This window comes from Nocardia sp. Marseille-Q1738, assembly GCF_965283145.1.
Genome location: NZ_CBDIMS010000008.1, coordinates 92,944 through 107,180, shown reverse-complemented (window position 1 = coordinate 107,180; position 14,237 = coordinate 92,944). Strand labels below are relative to the sequence as shown.

The 14,237-nt window shown below is 67.2% G+C and carries 16 protein-coding genes; 7 read left to right on the top strand and 9 right to left on the bottom strand.

The features are described 5' to 3' along the window. The first annotated feature begins 69 nt into the window (after positions 1 to 69). The 4 genes from ACWPXK_RS25500 to ACWPXK_RS25485 all read left to right on the top strand — a co-directional run bounded on the left by ACWPXK_RS25500 (position 70) and on the right by ACWPXK_RS25485 (position 3,572). The gene (locus ACWPXK_RS25500; protein ID WP_454198689.1) at positions 70 to 1,212 is read left to right on the top strand and encodes a Rieske 2Fe-2S domain-containing protein; all 1,143 of its coding nucleotides are present in this window, start codon (positions 70 to 72) and stop codon (positions 1,210 to 1,212) included. A gap of 6 nt (positions 1,213 to 1,218) precedes the next feature. After that, positions 1,219 to 1,446 (top strand): hypothetical protein, encoded by a 228-nt coding sequence (locus ACWPXK_RS25495; protein ID WP_454198688.1) that lies wholly within the window; start codon positions 1,219 to 1,221, stop codon positions 1,444 to 1,446. Positions 1,447 to 1,618: 172 nt separating this feature from the next. After that, positions 1,619 to 2,668, top strand: coding sequence for a 2Fe-2S iron-sulfur cluster-binding protein (locus tag ACWPXK_RS25490; RefSeq protein WP_454198906.1), 1,050 nt, complete (start codon positions 1,619 to 1,621; stop codon positions 2,666 to 2,668). Between the two features lie 16 nt (positions 2,669 to 2,684). After that, on the top strand, positions 2,685 to 3,572 hold the full coding sequence (locus ACWPXK_RS25485; RefSeq protein ID WP_454198687.1) for a VOC family protein: 888 nt from the start codon (positions 2,685 to 2,687) through the stop codon (positions 3,570 to 3,572). Positions 3,573 to 3,636: 64 nt separating this feature from the next. Here the strand turns inward: ACWPXK_RS25485 and ACWPXK_RS25480 are convergent, their stop codons facing one another. From ACWPXK_RS25480 to ACWPXK_RS25455, 6 genes are all read right to left on the bottom strand, one after another. Then, positions 3,637 to 3,942, bottom strand: coding sequence for a hypothetical protein (locus ACWPXK_RS25480; RefSeq protein WP_454198686.1), 306 nt, complete (start codon positions 3,940 to 3,942; stop codon positions 3,637 to 3,639). 58 nt (positions 3,943 to 4,000) lie between these two features. Then, the gene (locus tag ACWPXK_RS25475) at positions 4,001 to 4,153 is read right to left on the bottom strand and encodes a hypothetical protein (RefSeq protein ID WP_454198685.1); all 153 of its coding nucleotides are present in this window, start codon (positions 4,151 to 4,153) and stop codon (positions 4,001 to 4,003) included. 113 nt (positions 4,154 to 4,266) lie between these two features. Continuing rightward, positions 4,267 to 5,244 carry an AraC family transcriptional regulator gene (locus tag ACWPXK_RS25470; protein ID WP_454198684.1) on the bottom strand — a complete coding sequence of 326 codons (978 nt, stop codon included), beginning with the start codon at positions 5,242 to 5,244 and terminating at the stop codon, positions 4,267 to 4,269. A 231-nt stretch (positions 5,245 to 5,475) separates the two neighbouring features. Beyond that, entirely contained in the window at positions 5,476 to 5,784 is a 309-nt protein-coding gene (locus ACWPXK_RS25465) for a cold-shock protein (RefSeq protein ID WP_454198683.1), read from the bottom strand. Next, the gene (locus ACWPXK_RS25460) at positions 5,781 to 5,939 is read right to left on the bottom strand and encodes a hypothetical protein (RefSeq protein WP_454198682.1); all 159 of its coding nucleotides are present in this window, start codon (positions 5,937 to 5,939) and stop codon (positions 5,781 to 5,783) included. Before ACWPXK_RS25460 ends, ACWPXK_RS25465 begins: the two co-directional genes overlap by 4 nt. 114 nt (positions 5,940 to 6,053) lie before the next feature. Then, positions 6,054 to 6,473 (bottom strand): Hsp20/alpha crystallin family protein, encoded by a 420-nt coding sequence (locus tag ACWPXK_RS25455; protein WP_040778571.1) that lies wholly within the window; start codon positions 6,471 to 6,473, stop codon positions 6,054 to 6,056. 144 nt (positions 6,474 to 6,617) lie between these two features. On the opposite strand from ACWPXK_RS25455, the gene ACWPXK_RS25450 reads away from it, so the two are divergent. Next, positions 6,618 to 6,974 carry a MerR family transcriptional regulator gene (locus ACWPXK_RS25450; RefSeq protein WP_454198681.1) on the top strand — a complete coding sequence of 119 codons (357 nt, stop codon included), beginning with the start codon at positions 6,618 to 6,620 and terminating at the stop codon, positions 6,972 to 6,974. Between the two features lie 72 nt (positions 6,975 to 7,046). On the opposite strand, the gene ACWPXK_RS25445 is transcribed toward ACWPXK_RS25450, so the two are convergent. Both ACWPXK_RS25445 and ACWPXK_RS25440 read right to left on the bottom strand, forming a co-directional pair. Continuing rightward, positions 7,047 to 7,217: a hypothetical protein gene (locus ACWPXK_RS25445; RefSeq protein ID WP_454198680.1), complete on the bottom strand. Its 171-nt coding sequence runs from the start codon at positions 7,215 to 7,217 to the stop codon at positions 7,047 to 7,049. 153 nt (positions 7,218 to 7,370) lie between these two features. Next, positions 7,371 to 8,423, bottom strand: a complete 1,053-nt coding sequence (locus ACWPXK_RS25440; protein WP_454198679.1) for a fused (3R)-hydroxyacyl-ACP dehydratase subunits HadA/HadB — start codon at positions 8,421 to 8,423, stop codon at positions 7,371 to 7,373. A gap of 425 nt (positions 8,424 to 8,848) precedes the next feature. Here ACWPXK_RS25440 and ACWPXK_RS25435 point away from each other — a divergent pair, with 425 nt between their 5' ends. Then, positions 8,849 to 10,369, top strand: a complete 1,521-nt coding sequence (locus tag ACWPXK_RS25435) for a catalase (protein ID WP_454198678.1) — start codon at positions 8,849 to 8,851, stop codon at positions 10,367 to 10,369. Positions 10,370 to 10,983: 614 nt separating this feature from the next. On the opposite strand, the gene ACWPXK_RS25430 is transcribed toward ACWPXK_RS25435, so the two are convergent. Next, the gene (locus ACWPXK_RS25430; protein ID WP_454198677.1) at positions 10,984 to 12,978 is read right to left on the bottom strand and encodes an erythromycin esterase family protein; all 1,995 of its coding nucleotides are present in this window, start codon (positions 12,976 to 12,978) and stop codon (positions 10,984 to 10,986) included. Positions 12,979 to 13,120: 142 nt separating this feature from the next. Between ACWPXK_RS25430 and ACWPXK_RS25425 the strand changes: the two genes are divergently transcribed. Continuing rightward, entirely contained in the window at positions 13,121 to 14,023 is a 903-nt protein-coding gene (locus ACWPXK_RS25425) for a helix-turn-helix transcriptional regulator (protein WP_454198676.1), read from the top strand. Positions 14,024 to 14,237: the final 214 nt, after the last annotated feature.

Below are 14,237 nucleotides of genomic sequence, written 5' to 3'. Positions count from 1 at the left end.
ACATTTCCGCGCCGGGATCGCGAACCGAAATATCGACATGACAAACGTGCGCGAATCGTGGAGGAACCGATGACTACCGACGCCGAGGTCCGAGTGATCGACGCGGGCGCTCCGCCCGCCCGATACGCGCGCGGCTGGCACTGCCTGGGTCTCGCGGAGGACTTCCGGGACGGGAAACCGCACACCGTCGCGATCTTCGGCACCGAACTGGTGGTATTCGCCGGTGCCGGTGGACAACTCCACGTGCTGGACGCCTACTGCAGGCACATGGGCGGGAATCTGGGCGACGGCCGGATCAAGGGGGACTCGATCGCCTGCCCGTTCCACGACTGGCGCTGGGGTGGCAACGGCCGCTGCACCGGCATCCCCTACGGTCGCCGGGTGCCGCCGCGGGCGCGGACCCGGTCGTGGCCGACGCTGGAGCAGAACAAACAGCTGTTCGTGTGGAACGACCCCGAGGGCAACCCACCGCCGGAGCAGGTCACCATCCCGCGCATCGAGGGCGCCTTCAGCGACGAGTGGACCAACTGGACCTGGAACACCATGGTGATCGACGGCGCCAACTGCCGCGAGGTCATCGACAACGTGGTGGACATGGCCCACTTCTTCTACGTGCACTTCGGCTTCCCCACCTATTTCAAGAACGTCTTCGAGGGCCATGTCGCCAGCCAGTACATGACGTCGGTGTCACGCGAGGACATGATGGGGGAGACGGCGAAGGCATTGGGCGGCAAGAACGTGCTGCACTCGGATGCCTCGTACTACGGTCCCTCCTACATGATCGACCATCTGCGCAGCGAGAGTGCGGGGCTGACGGTGGACGGCATTCTGATCAACTGCCACTATCCGGTGTCGCCCACGAAATTCGTGCTCCAATACGGCGCGATCGTGAAGAAGCCGCACGGCGTGCCGCCGGAGCAGGCCGAGGAGATCGCGGCGAAGTTCGCCGACGGTCTCGGCCGCGGCTTCGAACAGGACGCCGCGATCTGGAAGCGCAAGACCCGCATCGATAATCCGCTGCTGTGCGAGGAGGACGGTCCCGTCTACCAGCTGCGCCGCTGGTACGAGCAGTTCTACACCGACGTGGCCGACATCGACCCGAAGATGACCGACCGGTTCGAGTTCGAGGTCGACACCACCCGAGCGGTCACGGCGTGGGAGGCGGAGGTCGCCCACAATCTGGCCCAGCAGCGCGCCGCCGCCGGATCCTGAGCGGCCATGGAACGGGTTTCTTGCCGGGCCTGCGGAACCTGCGTGCTGGTGGAGAAGTTCAGCGTGCAGCACACCAGTGTGCAGTGGAGCGCCGTCGCGGTGGCGGCGTGCGCCGAGTTCGCCAGGGCGGACACTGCACGGATACGGACCTGTATCGCTCTGCGCGACAGCATCGATGCCGCCGTGGCGACCGGCGCCCTCGAGGTCGGCACGCGTGACGGGGACGTGCCGTGAGCGAGCGTCAGAGAGCGAACCGAGAACACAGCGTGCCCCCGCGCACGACGGAGCCGAGCGACGGCGAGGCGCAGTCGTGAACGGAAAGGACTCCACAACCATCGCGGACCGGAGCGGAGAAACCACAGTGGATCGGGCCGAATCCGTCGCGGTCCTGCCGGAGCAGGCCGGAATGCCCGACGCCACGGAGAGCCGACCAGGCGGGATCTTGACCCTCCGCGTGGCGCAGGTGATCCGGGAAACCCCCGACGCGGTGTCGCTGGAGCTGACGCTCGCCTCGGAGCGGTCGACGGCGGTCGAGTACCGCCCGGGCCAGTTCCTGACCCTGCGGATACCGAGCGACCTGACGGGGTCGGTGAGCCGGTGCTACTCCCTGTCCAGTGCGCCGCACGAGAATGGGCCGCTGAAGGTCACGGTCAAGCGGACGCCCGACGGCTATGGATCGAACTGGCTGTGCGACAACGCCGTTGCGGGCATGGCCATCGACGCTCTGCCGCCCGCGGGCGTTTTCACTCCCGCATCGCTCGACGACGACGTGCTGTTGGTCGCCGCGGGCAGCGGAATAACTCCGGTGCTGTCGATCCTGAAATCGGTGCTGTCCGCCGGATCCGGGCATTGCACGCTGATCTACGCCAATCGCGACGAGCGATCGGTCATCTTCGCCGCCGAGCTCGCCGACCTGTCCGCCCGGCATCCGGACCGTCTGCTCGTGGTGCACTGGCTGGAGACCGTGCAGGGACTGCCAGCCCGCGCGCAACTGGCGGCACTGGCGAGGCCATGGTGTGATCGGGAGGCGTTCATCTGCGGCCCCGGGCCCTTCATGGACGCCGTCTCCGCCGCGCTGATCGGGCTCGGCGCCGATCGCAAGCGTGTGCACGTCGAGAAATTCGTGTCGCTGACCGGCAATCCGTTCGAGACCGGCGCGCCCGAGCGCACCGAGTCCGGCGAAAGCGCCGCGGTCGAAGTCGAACTGGACGGCGAGACATACGCATTCCCGTGGCCGCGGCACCGAGTCCTGCTCGATGTCCTGCTGGCCAACGGCCTGGCGGCGCCCTACTCGTGTCGCGAGGGCGCGTGCAGCGCCTGCGCCTGCCGGATCGTCTCGGGGCAGGTCGAGATGCGGCACAACGACGTTCTCGACGACGCCGATCTGGCCGAAGGGTACGTGCTGGCCTGCCAGGCGGTCCCGGTCACCGACACGGTGCACGTCACCTATTCCTGAGGAGTACGACGAACACATGGCTGACATCGCCTCGCTCGGCTACGTCCGAGTCGCCATCGCCGATGTGGCGGCCTGGCGCGCCTTCGCTTTCGACGTGATGGGATTCGCGCGGGCCACCGGACCGAATCCGGACAGCGTGTACCTGCGCATGGACGAGCACGCCTACCGCTTCGAACTCGTTCCCGCCGATCAGGATCGGGTGCTGGCCGTCGGCTGGGAGGTGCGGGACTATCGCGCGCTCGCCCGGGTACGCGAAACGCTGGAGCAGGCGGGGATCGCCGTCACACCGCTCGCGCAGGAGCAGGTCGAGGCGCTGCGCGTGGAGGAAGCCTTCACCTTCACCGATCCCGCCGGGTTCACCGTCGAGGTCTTCCACGGCCCGGTGCTCGACCACAGCCCGGTCGTCACCGCTCACGGGAATCGTTTCGTCACCGAGGGGCTGGGTCTCGGCCATGTCGTTCTCCCGGTGCCCGACCTCGAGGAGGCGAACCGTTTCTACTGCGACGTGCTCGGCTTCCTGCCGCGTGGCTCGTTCCGGGTGCCCACCCCGCCCGGAGTGGGGCCCGTCCGGGTTCGATTCCTGGGCGTCAACCAGCGCCACCACAGCCTCGCGCTGATCCCGGGCACCCGCCCGGAGGGCCCGGGACTGGTACACATCATGGTCGAGGTCGACGAGCTCGACGCCGTGGGCCGGGCTCTCGACCGCGTCATGCGGGCGGGCTACCCGCTGTCGTCGACCCTGGGCCGGCACACCAATGACAAGATGATCTCCTTCTACGTCCGCACTCCCGGTGGCTGGGATCTCGAATACGGCACCGAGGGTGTACTCGTCGACGAAGCCACCTACAGCGCCGAGGAGATCACCGCCGACAGCTACTGGGGACACGAATGGTCACGCGGCTGACCACGCTCGTCAACTGGGACCCGCCGCCGCGGTGGTCTGCCGTCGCTGCGCGATGACATCTGCTTCAGGCACCGAGGAGACGGATCTCGCTGTTCAGTTCGGTGGTCTGCTCGGTCAGCGCGGTGGCGTCCGGATCGTCGCCGAGGCGCTCGGCGAGATCGGCGCGGGTCACGATGAGCATGCCGCGCGGTTCGGTCTCGGAACCCTGCTCGATCCGGACTTGTCCCTCTTCGAGGACGAGTCGTGCGCTCGGCTCGGCCATGGTCAGCAGTCGGCGCAGGTGGTCGTCGCGGACCGGAGCGGAATGCGAGCGGCTGGTCGATGCGGGCTCAGAAGCAGGTGTCTCGGGGGTCGCGTTGTCGGATTCCATGCTGACTGGTTGCCCTGGCAGACCCGCCGGAAACCGGGGTGGCGCGGCACGGCCGACGCTATTGCTCGTCGTCGTCCTGGTCTCCGTGTAGAGCTACCTCTTTGGCTTCGGCCAACTCCGCGCGCAGACGCGCCGCGGTTGCTTCATCGCCGGCGTCCTCGGCGGTGGTGATGTCCTGGTGGAGTTGGGCGATCACGTCTCGGAAAGCCATGTCTCCTCCCTTCTCGAGTTCGACCGCGCCCCGTGCGAACGCGGCCACGGAGGCACGATTAGCTCCGCGCGTGCAGCATGACCGCTATCGCCGTGCCGAAACAGGAGGGGCAATTAGACGGGCATGGTGTAGCTGGGTGGCCGGCCGTAGCGTGCGGTGTAGGCGGCTGTGAAGCGGCCCGGGTGGGCGAAGCCCCACCGTTCGGCGATGGCGGCCACGGTCCGCCCCTCGCCGGGCTCGGAAGCGGACAGATCCTCGTGGGCACGCTCGAGGCGCACCCGGCGGAGGTAGCCCAGTGGCGTGGTGTCGTAATGCCGGCGGAAATCGTGCTGGAGGGCACGCGCGGTGACTCCAGCTGCCTCGGCGATGTCGGTGAGAGTCAGGGGCTGATCGGCATTGGCGTTGATGTAGTCGATCGCGCGACGCAAGGCCATCGGGGTGAGCGGGCCGGGGTCGCGGACGTAGTCGACGGTCATCACCGTGTTCGGGAAGGTGGTCAGCGCGGCAGCGGCGATCCCGGCGGTCGTCTGCTCGGCGACCAGGGGGTTGCACATCGGCGAATCGGGGTCCATGAGTTCGCGGTGAACCACGCCGACCAGCCGGCGCCAGTACCGTTCCATCGCATAGGAGACCGGCTGCGCCGATTGGAACCGCACGCCGCCCGCTGGCGCGCCGACCTGCCCTTCCGCCGCCGCGGTGACACGGTCCATCGGCAGCCGCAGCAGGGACATGTCGAGATCGTGAACTTCGAACGACAGTCCGACACCCATCGGGACCACCGCGACGTCGCCGGGGCGCATCAGCAGTTCCTCACCGCCGCGCAGCAGGTACCGGCCCGCGATCAGATGTTCGAACACCAGGTAGTCGAATGGTTCGGAGTCGGTGGCATAACCGATCGCGCCACGGACCCGGTCCGTGGCCATCGTGTCGGTGGAGACGCCCGTGACGGTGAATGTGGCATCCGGCGAGACATCGAGGAATCGGGTGCGGTTGCCGGCGTACATGCGGTCGATGTAGTCGGTGATCTCGGCGGAGTCGGTCGAGGAGAATGCGTATCGCTCGACGGGCGTGGGCGCGGTGGCTATCGACATTTGTCGCCTCCTGCTCGGACGAGGGTCCAGGCCGCAGCTTGGGAGCTTCTGTGACGACGGCGTGCCCGCAGCACCCCCTGATCCACCGTCGCTTGTCCTCCCATTGTCCTGCTTGCGGGGCGATAGCTCCAGGTATCGGAACGAGGGATGAGTGATCGTCTCGCGCCGCCGAGACCGCCGGTCCCCATGCGTGAGTGCCTGCGCATGGGGACCGGTGATCTGTCCGATGGATCAGGCGTCCCCGGGCGGCCGGACGTCCGCGGTGTCGGAAAGTAGTGGACGCACCGCTGTTGCTTCCGGGCCGCGCTTGCGCATGGTGGCGGTGAAGATGACGGGCTGATCCGCACTGAGCGATTTGTAGCCGGTGGTCTCGATGCTGGTGTACTCGACGAAGACCGGCGTCGGATCGTCCGCGGGGCGGAGGAATCCGAAGCCCTTCTCGACGTTGAACCAGACGACCGTGCCGCGGCGCCAGGGTTCGGCCGAGGTGCTGGGTTGGGTGTGCCGGTCGGTCACGAGCGTGGTGCCGGCCGCGGTCACGCGACGCTGCGGTAGGGCCGGTCGGACTGCATGACCCGGCGCCACCAAGCGTCGAGCGGGCTGGGGTCGGGCCAGACGACCGGCGTTTCGGCCGGGCGTGCCGGCTCGGATTCGGTCGGTCGTGGCAGGGTGTCGCGTGGGTGGGTTGGTGCCATGATCGGATGCTCCATCAGGTGTTCCGTATGCAAGGATAGACCCTGGGCGGTAACGTCTTTCGCGTTCGGGCCGGGTGCGGGCCCGGCCCTCCGGACCCGCAGATCCCGGTCGGCTCAGGCGTGGATCGCCTTGTGCCCGTCGCCGCGAGCGATCTCGATCTTGCGCGGCTTGGCCTTCTCCGCGACCGGAATCGTGAGACGCAGGACGCCGTCGGTGTAGTCGGCACGGATGTTGTCCGTGTCCAGATTCTCGCCGAGGAACAGCTGGCGGCTGAACACCCCGCGCGAACGCTCGGCGGCGATCATCTCCCGGCCGGTGTCGAGTTCGGGGCGGCGCGCTCGCACCGTCACCACGTTGCGCTCGATGTCCAGGTCCAGGGAATCGGGGTCGATACCGGGCAGGTCGAACTCGACCACGAACTCGTCGCCCGCGCGCCAGGCATCCATCGGCATCACCGCGGGATGCGCCTTCGTGCCGAACACCTGCTGCGTCAAACGGTCCAGATCGCGGAAGGGATCGGTACGCATCAGCATGGTCGCCACCTCCAACTCACTCCATTCTCCGTAGTAGGGGCCAGATAACCTCTGTCATCCGACATAGATTTTTTATAGCACCCGGATAAGTTGAGTTCAAGGCGCTAAACTAGGAAATCTAGTTCGCAACAGAAGCGAGGTTGGATGGCGCAGGAACGAGGCGACTCGGGGCATCTGCCGGAGCCCGGTCAAGCGGTGTACGGGATCTCGGTGGCCGCCGGGCTGGCGGGCATCGGCGTGCAGACGCTGCGGCTGTACGAGCGCCACGGTTTGCTGACGCCCGCGCGTAGCGACGGCGGCACGCGCCGCTACAGCGGTAATGATCTGGCCCGCCTGCGGCGGATCACCGACCTGGTCGCCACGGGCGTGAACCTGGCGGGCATCCGGCGCATCCTCGACCTGGAGGACGCGAATGCCGACCTGCACGCCGACAACGACCGGCTGCAGGCCGACAACGTCCGCCTTCGCGACGCGCAGAAACGGCAGCCGGACCGGAAGTAGATCCGTAGCCGAGCCGCACCGGCACGACGATGCCCCGCGGAATCGGGGTGCGGGAGATCGCCGAGCCGGGAATCAGACCGATGTGCGCGTGAGCCGAGCGGCCTGTTCGTCGCGCCCCTGCGCGCTGCCGCGGCGCGGGGAACGGAGTTCGGCCAAGCTGCGTGCGACGACCGTGGCATGGACCGCGATGACGGCCAGGGAAGCCGAGCCGATCACAGCAAGAAGCACAACCACGACAGACACCGGTCCTTTCGGGTGCGAGCGGGCCTGCTGCCCGCTCGATCGGGTACCGAGTACGCGTCCGCCGATCGAGGGCGACCGCGCTCCGTCTCCAACGTGCCCCGGCTCGTCCGGACCAAACACACGGATCTCCGGTGGGGCGGATGAGACGTGCGATCACGCGAGGGCGACCTCGGCCGTCGCGCGGCCGAAGATCTTGCGCCCGTCGTGCTCGGCGGTGATCGCCACCGTGGCGGTTCGCGCGTCCGCGTCCAGGTGTTTGACCCGGCCACGGAACTCGATCCGGCCGCCGCTCGCACCGACATGGACCGGGCTGGTCAGCCGCACGTTGTAGGCGCGCAGGGCGCCAGGGTCGCCCAGCCACGAGGTGATCAAGTCCACGCTCAGCCCGATGGTCAGCATGCCCTGGGCGACAACGCTTTCCAGCCCCATCCGCGCGGCGACCGCGTCGCTCCAGTGGATCGGGTTCGGGTCACCCGCGACTCCGGCGTAGTTGACCAGGTCGCCGCGGCTGATGGTGAGCATGCGCGGCGGAAGCTCCTCGCCGGGAACCACGGTGTCGAATCGCCGCGCATGCGCGCTCGCCGGGACGGTCCGCGGTTCTCGCAGGGGCTCGGTGACCGGTCCGATGTACCGCGGGTGCGTGGGCCGGGGCGCCCTGCGCGCGTCGGGGTGTGCGCCGTGCATCACGACCGCGTCCATCGAACCCGGGTCTGTGCCGTCGGCGCGCCCGACCATACTGGTCCGCGAGGTGACGACGGGCCGATCCTCCTGGTCCAGGATGGTCTGGCGCAGCACGATCAGGTCGCCGCCGAAGGCGCGCCGGAACGAGTCGAGGCAGACCTCGAAGCCGATTCGGTCGCCGGCCAGTAGCGGGCGATGGAGTTCGACCATCTGATCGGTCTGGATCATCCGGCTCAGGTCGTAGCCGGGGAGGATCGTGTCGAGCACTTCGGCATAGACCAGGTAGCCGGGGACCGCGCCGAAGGTCGGCGGCGCCAGCAGATTGTCGTAGCCGAGGTCGGCAGCGGCGTCCTCCGACCAGTGCGCGGGGTGGTGGTTGCGCACCGCGCGGGCGTATTCGCGAATCTTCTCGCGTCCGACCTCGTAGTAGTCGCAGGCGCGATACCGGCGCCCGACCATCGACATGGCAAGCGCCGCGGGATCGGTCACCGCGGTCGGATCGGACGTCGGACGGATGCTGGACATCGCGGGGGAATTTACCCAACCAGAGCCGGAATCCCGGTCAGCCCGCGTCGCACGTCGTTTCGCGGCCGGCGAGACCGTAGGAACCGGAGGCCGACGTGCGGTGACTCGGGTGGACCTCTCGGCGGAAGCCCCGGTCGGCGTAGTTTGAGGAGTGGACACCTGGGAAGTCGATCGACAGAACCAGAAGGTATCGGCATTCAGTGACCGTTGACCGCGCTCCTCGACAGGCAGGTCGGCTCCATGGGGGCGAGCCAGGAGCCGCCGGGCCGTCGGCGCGCTGCGCACTCCCGCTCGACGCCTCTTGCGATCACGCTGTTTCCGCTTCGAGCTACCCGACGTCTCGCGTCGGGATCCGGTCGGTCGCGGTGCCATTCGTCCTCACGGTTCGCCGTCGGGCTCCCGCCCGCGGTTAGGAGAGGAGAGAGATGTCTGTTCCGAACTACACCACCGACGACGCCGGTATCCCGGTTCCGAGTGACGAGCACTCACTGACGATCGGGCCCGACGGCCCGATCCTGCTGAACGACGCCTACCTGATCGAGAAGATGGCGGCATTCAACCGGGAGCGAGTACCCGAGCGTCAACCTCATGCGAAGGGCGGCGGGGCGTTCGGCACGTTCGAGGTCACCAACGACGTGAGCGCCTACACGATGGCCGACCTGTTCCAACCCGGCAAGAAGACGCAGATGCTGGCCCGCTTCTCCACGGTCGCTGGCGAGCGCGGCAGCCCCGACACCTGGCGGGATCCCCGCGGGTTCGCGCTGAAGTTCTACACCGAGCAGGGCAACTTCGACCTGGTCGGGAACAACACCCCGATCTTCTTCGTCCGCGACCCGATGAAGTTCCAGGACTTCATCCGCTCCCAGAAGCGCCGAGCCGACAACAATCTGCGCGACCACGACATGCAGTGGGACTTCTGGACCCTGTCACCGGAATCCGCCCACCAGGTGACCTGGCTGATGGGCGATCGTGGCATTCCGCGCACCTGGCGGCATATGAACGGCTATTCCAGCCACACCTACCTGTGGTTCAACGCCTCCGGGCAGCGGTTCTGGGTCAAGTACCACTTCAAGACCGATCAGGGCATCGAATTCTTCACCCAGGACGAAGCCGACCAGATGGCCTCGATGGACACCGATTACCACCTCCGCGATCTCTGGGAGGCGATCGAGGGCGGCAACTATCCGAGCTGGACGCTGAAGATGCAGATCATGCCGTTCGAGGAGGCGAAGACCTACCGCTTCAATCCCTTCGATCTGACCAAGGTGTGGCCGCACGGCGACTACCCGCTGATCGAGGTCGGCAGGATGACGCTCGACCGGAACCCGGCGGACTACCACACCGAGATCGAACAGGCGGCGTTCGAGCCGAGCAGTTCGGTGCCGGGCACCGGCCCGAGCCCGGACAAGATGCTGCTGGCAAGATGGTTCTCCTACCCCGACGCTCACCGCTACCGCATCGGCGCCAATTACAAAGAGTTGCCGGTCAATACGGCGCACGCCACCACCGTGCGTTCGTACAGCAAGGACGGCGCGATGCGCCATCACAATCCCGGGGACCCGGTGTACGTGCCGAACTCCAAGGGCGGTCCACACGCCGATCCCGCCGTCGCGGGGCCGCTCGCGAGCTGGTACACCGACGGTGAAATGGTGCGTCAGGCCTACACCTTGCGTAAGGATGACGACGACTGGGGCCAGGCGGGCACCATGGTCCGCGATGTGCTCGATGACGCGGCGCGTGAGCGGCTGGTGAGCAACATCGTCGGGCACCTGCTCAACGGCGTCACCGCGCCGGTGCTGGACCGGGCATTCGAATACTGGCGCAACGTCGACAAAAATCTGGGTGACCGCGTCGAAGCGGGCGTGCGGGCGAAGCAGAACGAGCGCGATCCGAAGGCCGCGGCTCAAGCCAACCCGGCTCGCTCCTCGGCCCAGGCCAAAGCTTGACCCGCCACCACCGGCGGCCGGTTGCGACCGGCCGCTTCGCCGTGCCCGGTTACCTGTGTTTCGCGGTTATCGTTTCGTTATCGCAAATGTGAGTGTCCGGCTTTGCTTATTCGAATGCGTGCAGAAATATGACTCTCCGGATCCGCTGGTTCGACGACACCGTGGTGTTTCGAAATTCATTCGCGGCTCGGTGATATTCCCGCGAGACCCGGACGGGTCGCATCGGGCCTGCCGACGGAGATCGGAGGACCGCATCATGGCATTCAGCGCCGATGGCCGGCCTGACCAACGCTCACAACGACGTTCGTACCCAGCCCTCGCCGCCGGAGCTGTCGCCCTGGCCGCCGTCGCCGCGCTCGCTACCGCCGCACCCGCCGGCGCCGAGCCGTCAACGGGTGGCATCCCCGGTTTCCCCCAGATCCAAGTCCCGATACCCGGTGGATTTCCGGGCTTTTCGGGGATTCTGCGGTTCACACCACCTCGGCCCCGGTCGCCGGAGCCGCAGATGCCGCTCGGCCGACACATCGCCGGCGCCGCCCACGCTGCCGCCAACTCCAGCGATCCGGGCTGATCAGTCTGATTCCGTTGCACCCCAGCGCTATTCGATGGACCATTCAGACGGCGTACGGATAGGTTTCGGGTAGCTCGCCGGACTCCCACCGCGAGGTGCGATCGAGCGGTTCCAGCGCGGTGGTCCGATCGATGTGGATCACGGCATCGAACTGGTCGGCTACCCGTGCCCGGAAGTAATGGCTGCGCCGCTCGGTCCGGGGCCGGTAGACGACGCCGATGGCGCGCTCGAGCATCGCCGATCGCAGCACCCGGACCAGGTCGGGATCCTCGAAACTCGTCCAGAAATCGTCCGCACGAATATCGTGGAGGAACTTCTCGACGCTGCCATCCAGCCCGGGGCGCACCCGTTTACAGTCGGCGGGCTCTCCCCAGTCGTCGGCCGCGGTCACCGTACCGGTGTAGGTGGTGAATCCCAAGATTCGGCATTGGCCGGGGTAGCGCTCCCGGAGCAATTGCCCGACATTCCATTCGCCAACCGACGCGACTTCCGTAGCGCGCGCGTCACCGAGATGGGAATTGTGCGCCCAGACCACCATTTTGGCGGGTGCCCCACGCTGCTGGCCGAGATGGCCGCCGAGCGCCTCGATCGTCTCGACCATGTGCTGATCGCGCAGGTTCCACGACGATACCCGGCCACCGAACATCGTCCGGTAGTACTCCTCCGCCGAACGCACCAGGCGGGCGTTCTGTTCGGCGAAGAACTGTTCGTCCTCCGCGACCAGACCGTCCCGTTTCGCATGCTCGGTCGCGTGCCGCTGGAGGTCGACCAACTGGGCCACCGCCTCCTGCTCGCACGGCGAGCCCGAGCCGAACGCGGCCGAGTACCCGTATTCCTGACCCTCGGTACCGTGCTGCTCGAAGCACGAATAGCGTTCGCGTGCCCGGCGCGCGGCGTCGGGATCGACCTTGTCCAGGTAGCGGATCACGTCCTCGGCGGAGCGGTACAGGCTGTAGAGGTCCATCCCGTAGAAACCGGTCCGCTCCTGTGGCGCCGCGATGCGGGCGTTGTGCTCGCGCAGCCAGTCGACGAAATCCGACACCACGGTGTTGCGCCACATCCAGGTCGGAAAACGCTCGAACCCACGCAGAGCCTGCTCGGCGGACCCGTCGTCACCGCGGCCCATCACGTACCGGTTGACCCGGTACGCGTCCGGCCAGTCCGCTTCCACCACGACCGCCCGGAACCCTTTGTCCTCGATCAGCCGTTTCGTCATTTCCGCGCGGGCGGCGTAGAACTCGTGCGTTCCGTGCGAGGCTTCGCCGAGCAACACGAGGCGCGCGTCGCCGACCCACTCGAACAGCACATCCTCCGGCGGCATGCCGCGCGGCGCCTGGACCAGCGTGCGACGCACGATCGACGCCGGATCCTCGTTCTCCGCCTCCGCCTCCGCGGCCGCCGCTTTCCGCAGCAACTCCCTGACCTCGTCGTCGCTGGTCTGGTCGAACTCCCAGTACGCCGCACCGACCGCATAGAACGGAGCCGGCGTGGTCGCGCACACCACCTGGTCGACGACATGGCTCAGTTCCTGACAGCTCGACGCGGGCGCGGCGGGGACGGCCACGACGATCCGGGCCGGATCCAGCTGCCGCACCGCCTCCAGCGCGGCGCGCATCGTCGCCCCCGTGGCCAGCCCGTCGTCCACCAGGATCACCGTCTTGCCCGCGACGTCCGCCACCGGGTGGCCCTCCCGATAGACCGTTTCGCGTCGGCGTAACTCCCGGCCCTCCTGCTCGGCGACGCGCTGGAAATCGCGCGGGTCGACCCGTTCCGCGCGCAACACGTCGTCGTTCGTCACCATGACACCGCCGCTGGCAATTGCCCCCATGGCGAGTTCCGGGAATCCCGGAACGCCGAGTTTGCGCACCACGAAGACGTCCAGAGGTGCGCCAAGACGCACGGCGACCTCGTATGCGACGGGTACGCCGCCGCGGGGCAGGGCCAGCACGACCACGTCGTCCCGGCCGCGGTACTCGTCGAGAAGCCCGGCCAGCACGCGGCCCGCGTCGCACCGGTCGCGGAACATTGTCGCCACCATGTTCTCGCGCTACCCACTCCACCGGCGGGGTAACTCCGATCGGAGCGGTCGAGTCGAGGCGGCCGGGGGCGACGCGATCGGTGGCCAAAACTGGTACCGACAGCACCTGGATACCTCTAGCGCGGTACGGGAAGATCACAGCATGACCGATGTGGCCGATGTTCAGGCCGTGCGCAAGGCCCGGCGCGCCGAACTGGGAGCGTTCCTGAAATCTCGGCGCGCCAGGATCGCACCGGAGGATGTGGGACTACCGCCGGGCCCGCGAAGGCGGACACCCGGCCTTCGTCGCGAAGAGGTCGCGCAGCTGGCCGGGATCGGCATCACCTGGTACACGTGGCTCGAGCAGGGCCGCAGCATCAATGTGAGTGTTCAGGTGTTGAATGCGGTGGCGCGGACGTTGTCGTTGGATGCGGCGGAGCAGGCGCATTTGTATCGGTTGGCGGATGTGCCGACGGTGCCTTCGGTGGATGCGGGGTCGGCGTTGCCGGAGGAGTTGCAGGTGATTTTGGATCATTTGGAGCCGTTGCCCGGGGTGGTGTTGAGTGCCAGGTATGACGTGCTGGCGCATAACACTTCGTATGAGGCGTTGTGTCCGGGGTTCTTGGCGGGGGAGCGGAATGTGGCGCGCCGAGTGTTTCTGACACCGGAGTGCTGTAACGCCTATCGGCATAATTGGGATGATCTGCGGCGGATGGTGGGGTATCTGCGTGGGGCGTATGCGAAGAATCTGGGTGATCGGCAGTGGGAGGAGTTCATTGCGGAGTTGTGTTCCCAAAGTGAGAGTTTCGCGTCGTTGTGGGCGTTGAACGATGTGGCGGTGCCTGTTAGCCGGACGAAGCAGGTGCGGAATTTGGCGGTGGGGGAGTTGGAGATGTTTTTGACGAGTATGTCGTTGCCGTCGGTTCCGAATGCGTGGATGCAGGTGTACACGCCGGTGGATGAGGTGGCGTGGGGGAAGTTGCGGGCGTTGTTGGCGATGAGTCCGGAGGAGCGGCAGCGTCCGTGGGCGGAGCACCGCGAGCTGTACCACGCTGCGGCGGGGTGAATTCGCGGTCCGCATGGCGTGCCCTGGAGCGGTCAGGGCATGTGGGTGGAGGGGTTGGTCCGACTGCCGGTGTTCAATCCTCGGGCGCGCTGCGGTGTCCTGCGCGCGGGGTTGTCCCGAGCGGAACGCTGGGGCTCGCGGTCCTGTCATTGGTCTTTGGCGTAGCCGCCTTGCCACCATCGGCGCAGCACGGCGAGTTGGCGTTCGGAGAGGG

Excerpts from the sequence above, each read along its gene's own strand:
- ACWPXK_RS25500 (WP_454198689.1), top strand. The coding sequence starts at position 70 with ATGACTACCGACGCCGAGGTCCGAGTGATCGACGCGGGCGCTCCGCCC.
- ACWPXK_RS25495 (WP_454198688.1), top strand. The coding sequence starts at position 1,219 with ATGGAACGGGTTTCTTGCCGGGCCTGCGGAACCTGCGTGCTGGTGGAG.
- ACWPXK_RS25490 (WP_454198906.1), top strand. The coding sequence starts at position 1,619 with ATGCCCGACGCCACGGAGAGCCGACCAGGCGGGATCTTGACCCTCCGC.
- ACWPXK_RS25485 (WP_454198687.1), top strand. The coding sequence starts at position 2,685 with ATGGCTGACATCGCCTCGCTCGGCTACGTCCGAGTCGCCATCGCCGAT.
- ACWPXK_RS25480 (WP_454198686.1), bottom strand. The coding sequence starts at position 3,942 with ATGGAATCCGACAACGCGACCCCCGAGACACCTGCTTCTGAGCCCGCA.
- ACWPXK_RS25475 (WP_454198685.1), bottom strand. The coding sequence starts at position 4,153 with ATGGCTTTCCGAGACGTGATCGCCCAACTCCACCAGGACATCACCACC.
- ACWPXK_RS25470 (WP_454198684.1), bottom strand. The coding sequence starts at position 5,244 with ATGTCGATAGCCACCGCGCCCACGCCCGTCGAGCGATACGCATTCTCC.
- ACWPXK_RS25460 (WP_454198682.1), bottom strand. The coding sequence starts at position 5,939 with ATGGCACCAACCCACCCACGCGACACCCTGCCACGACCGACCGAATCC.
- ACWPXK_RS25455 (WP_040778571.1), bottom strand. The coding sequence starts at position 6,473 with ATGCTGATGCGTACCGATCCCTTCCGCGATCTGGACCGTTTGACGCAG.
- ACWPXK_RS25450 (WP_454198681.1), top strand. The coding sequence starts at position 6,618 with ATGGCGCAGGAACGAGGCGACTCGGGGCATCTGCCGGAGCCCGGTCAA.
- ACWPXK_RS25440 (WP_454198679.1), bottom strand. The coding sequence starts at position 8,423 with ATGTCCAGCATCCGTCCGACGTCCGATCCGACCGCGGTGACCGATCCC.
- ACWPXK_RS25435 (WP_454198678.1), top strand. The coding sequence starts at position 8,849 with ATGTCTGTTCCGAACTACACCACCGACGACGCCGGTATCCCGGTTCCG.
- ACWPXK_RS25430 (WP_454198677.1), bottom strand. The coding sequence starts at position 12,978 with ATGGTGGCGACAATGTTCCGCGACCGGTGCGACGCGGGCCGCGTGCTG.
- ACWPXK_RS25425 (WP_454198676.1), top strand. The coding sequence starts at position 13,121 with ATGACCGATGTGGCCGATGTTCAGGCCGTGCGCAAGGCCCGGCGCGCC.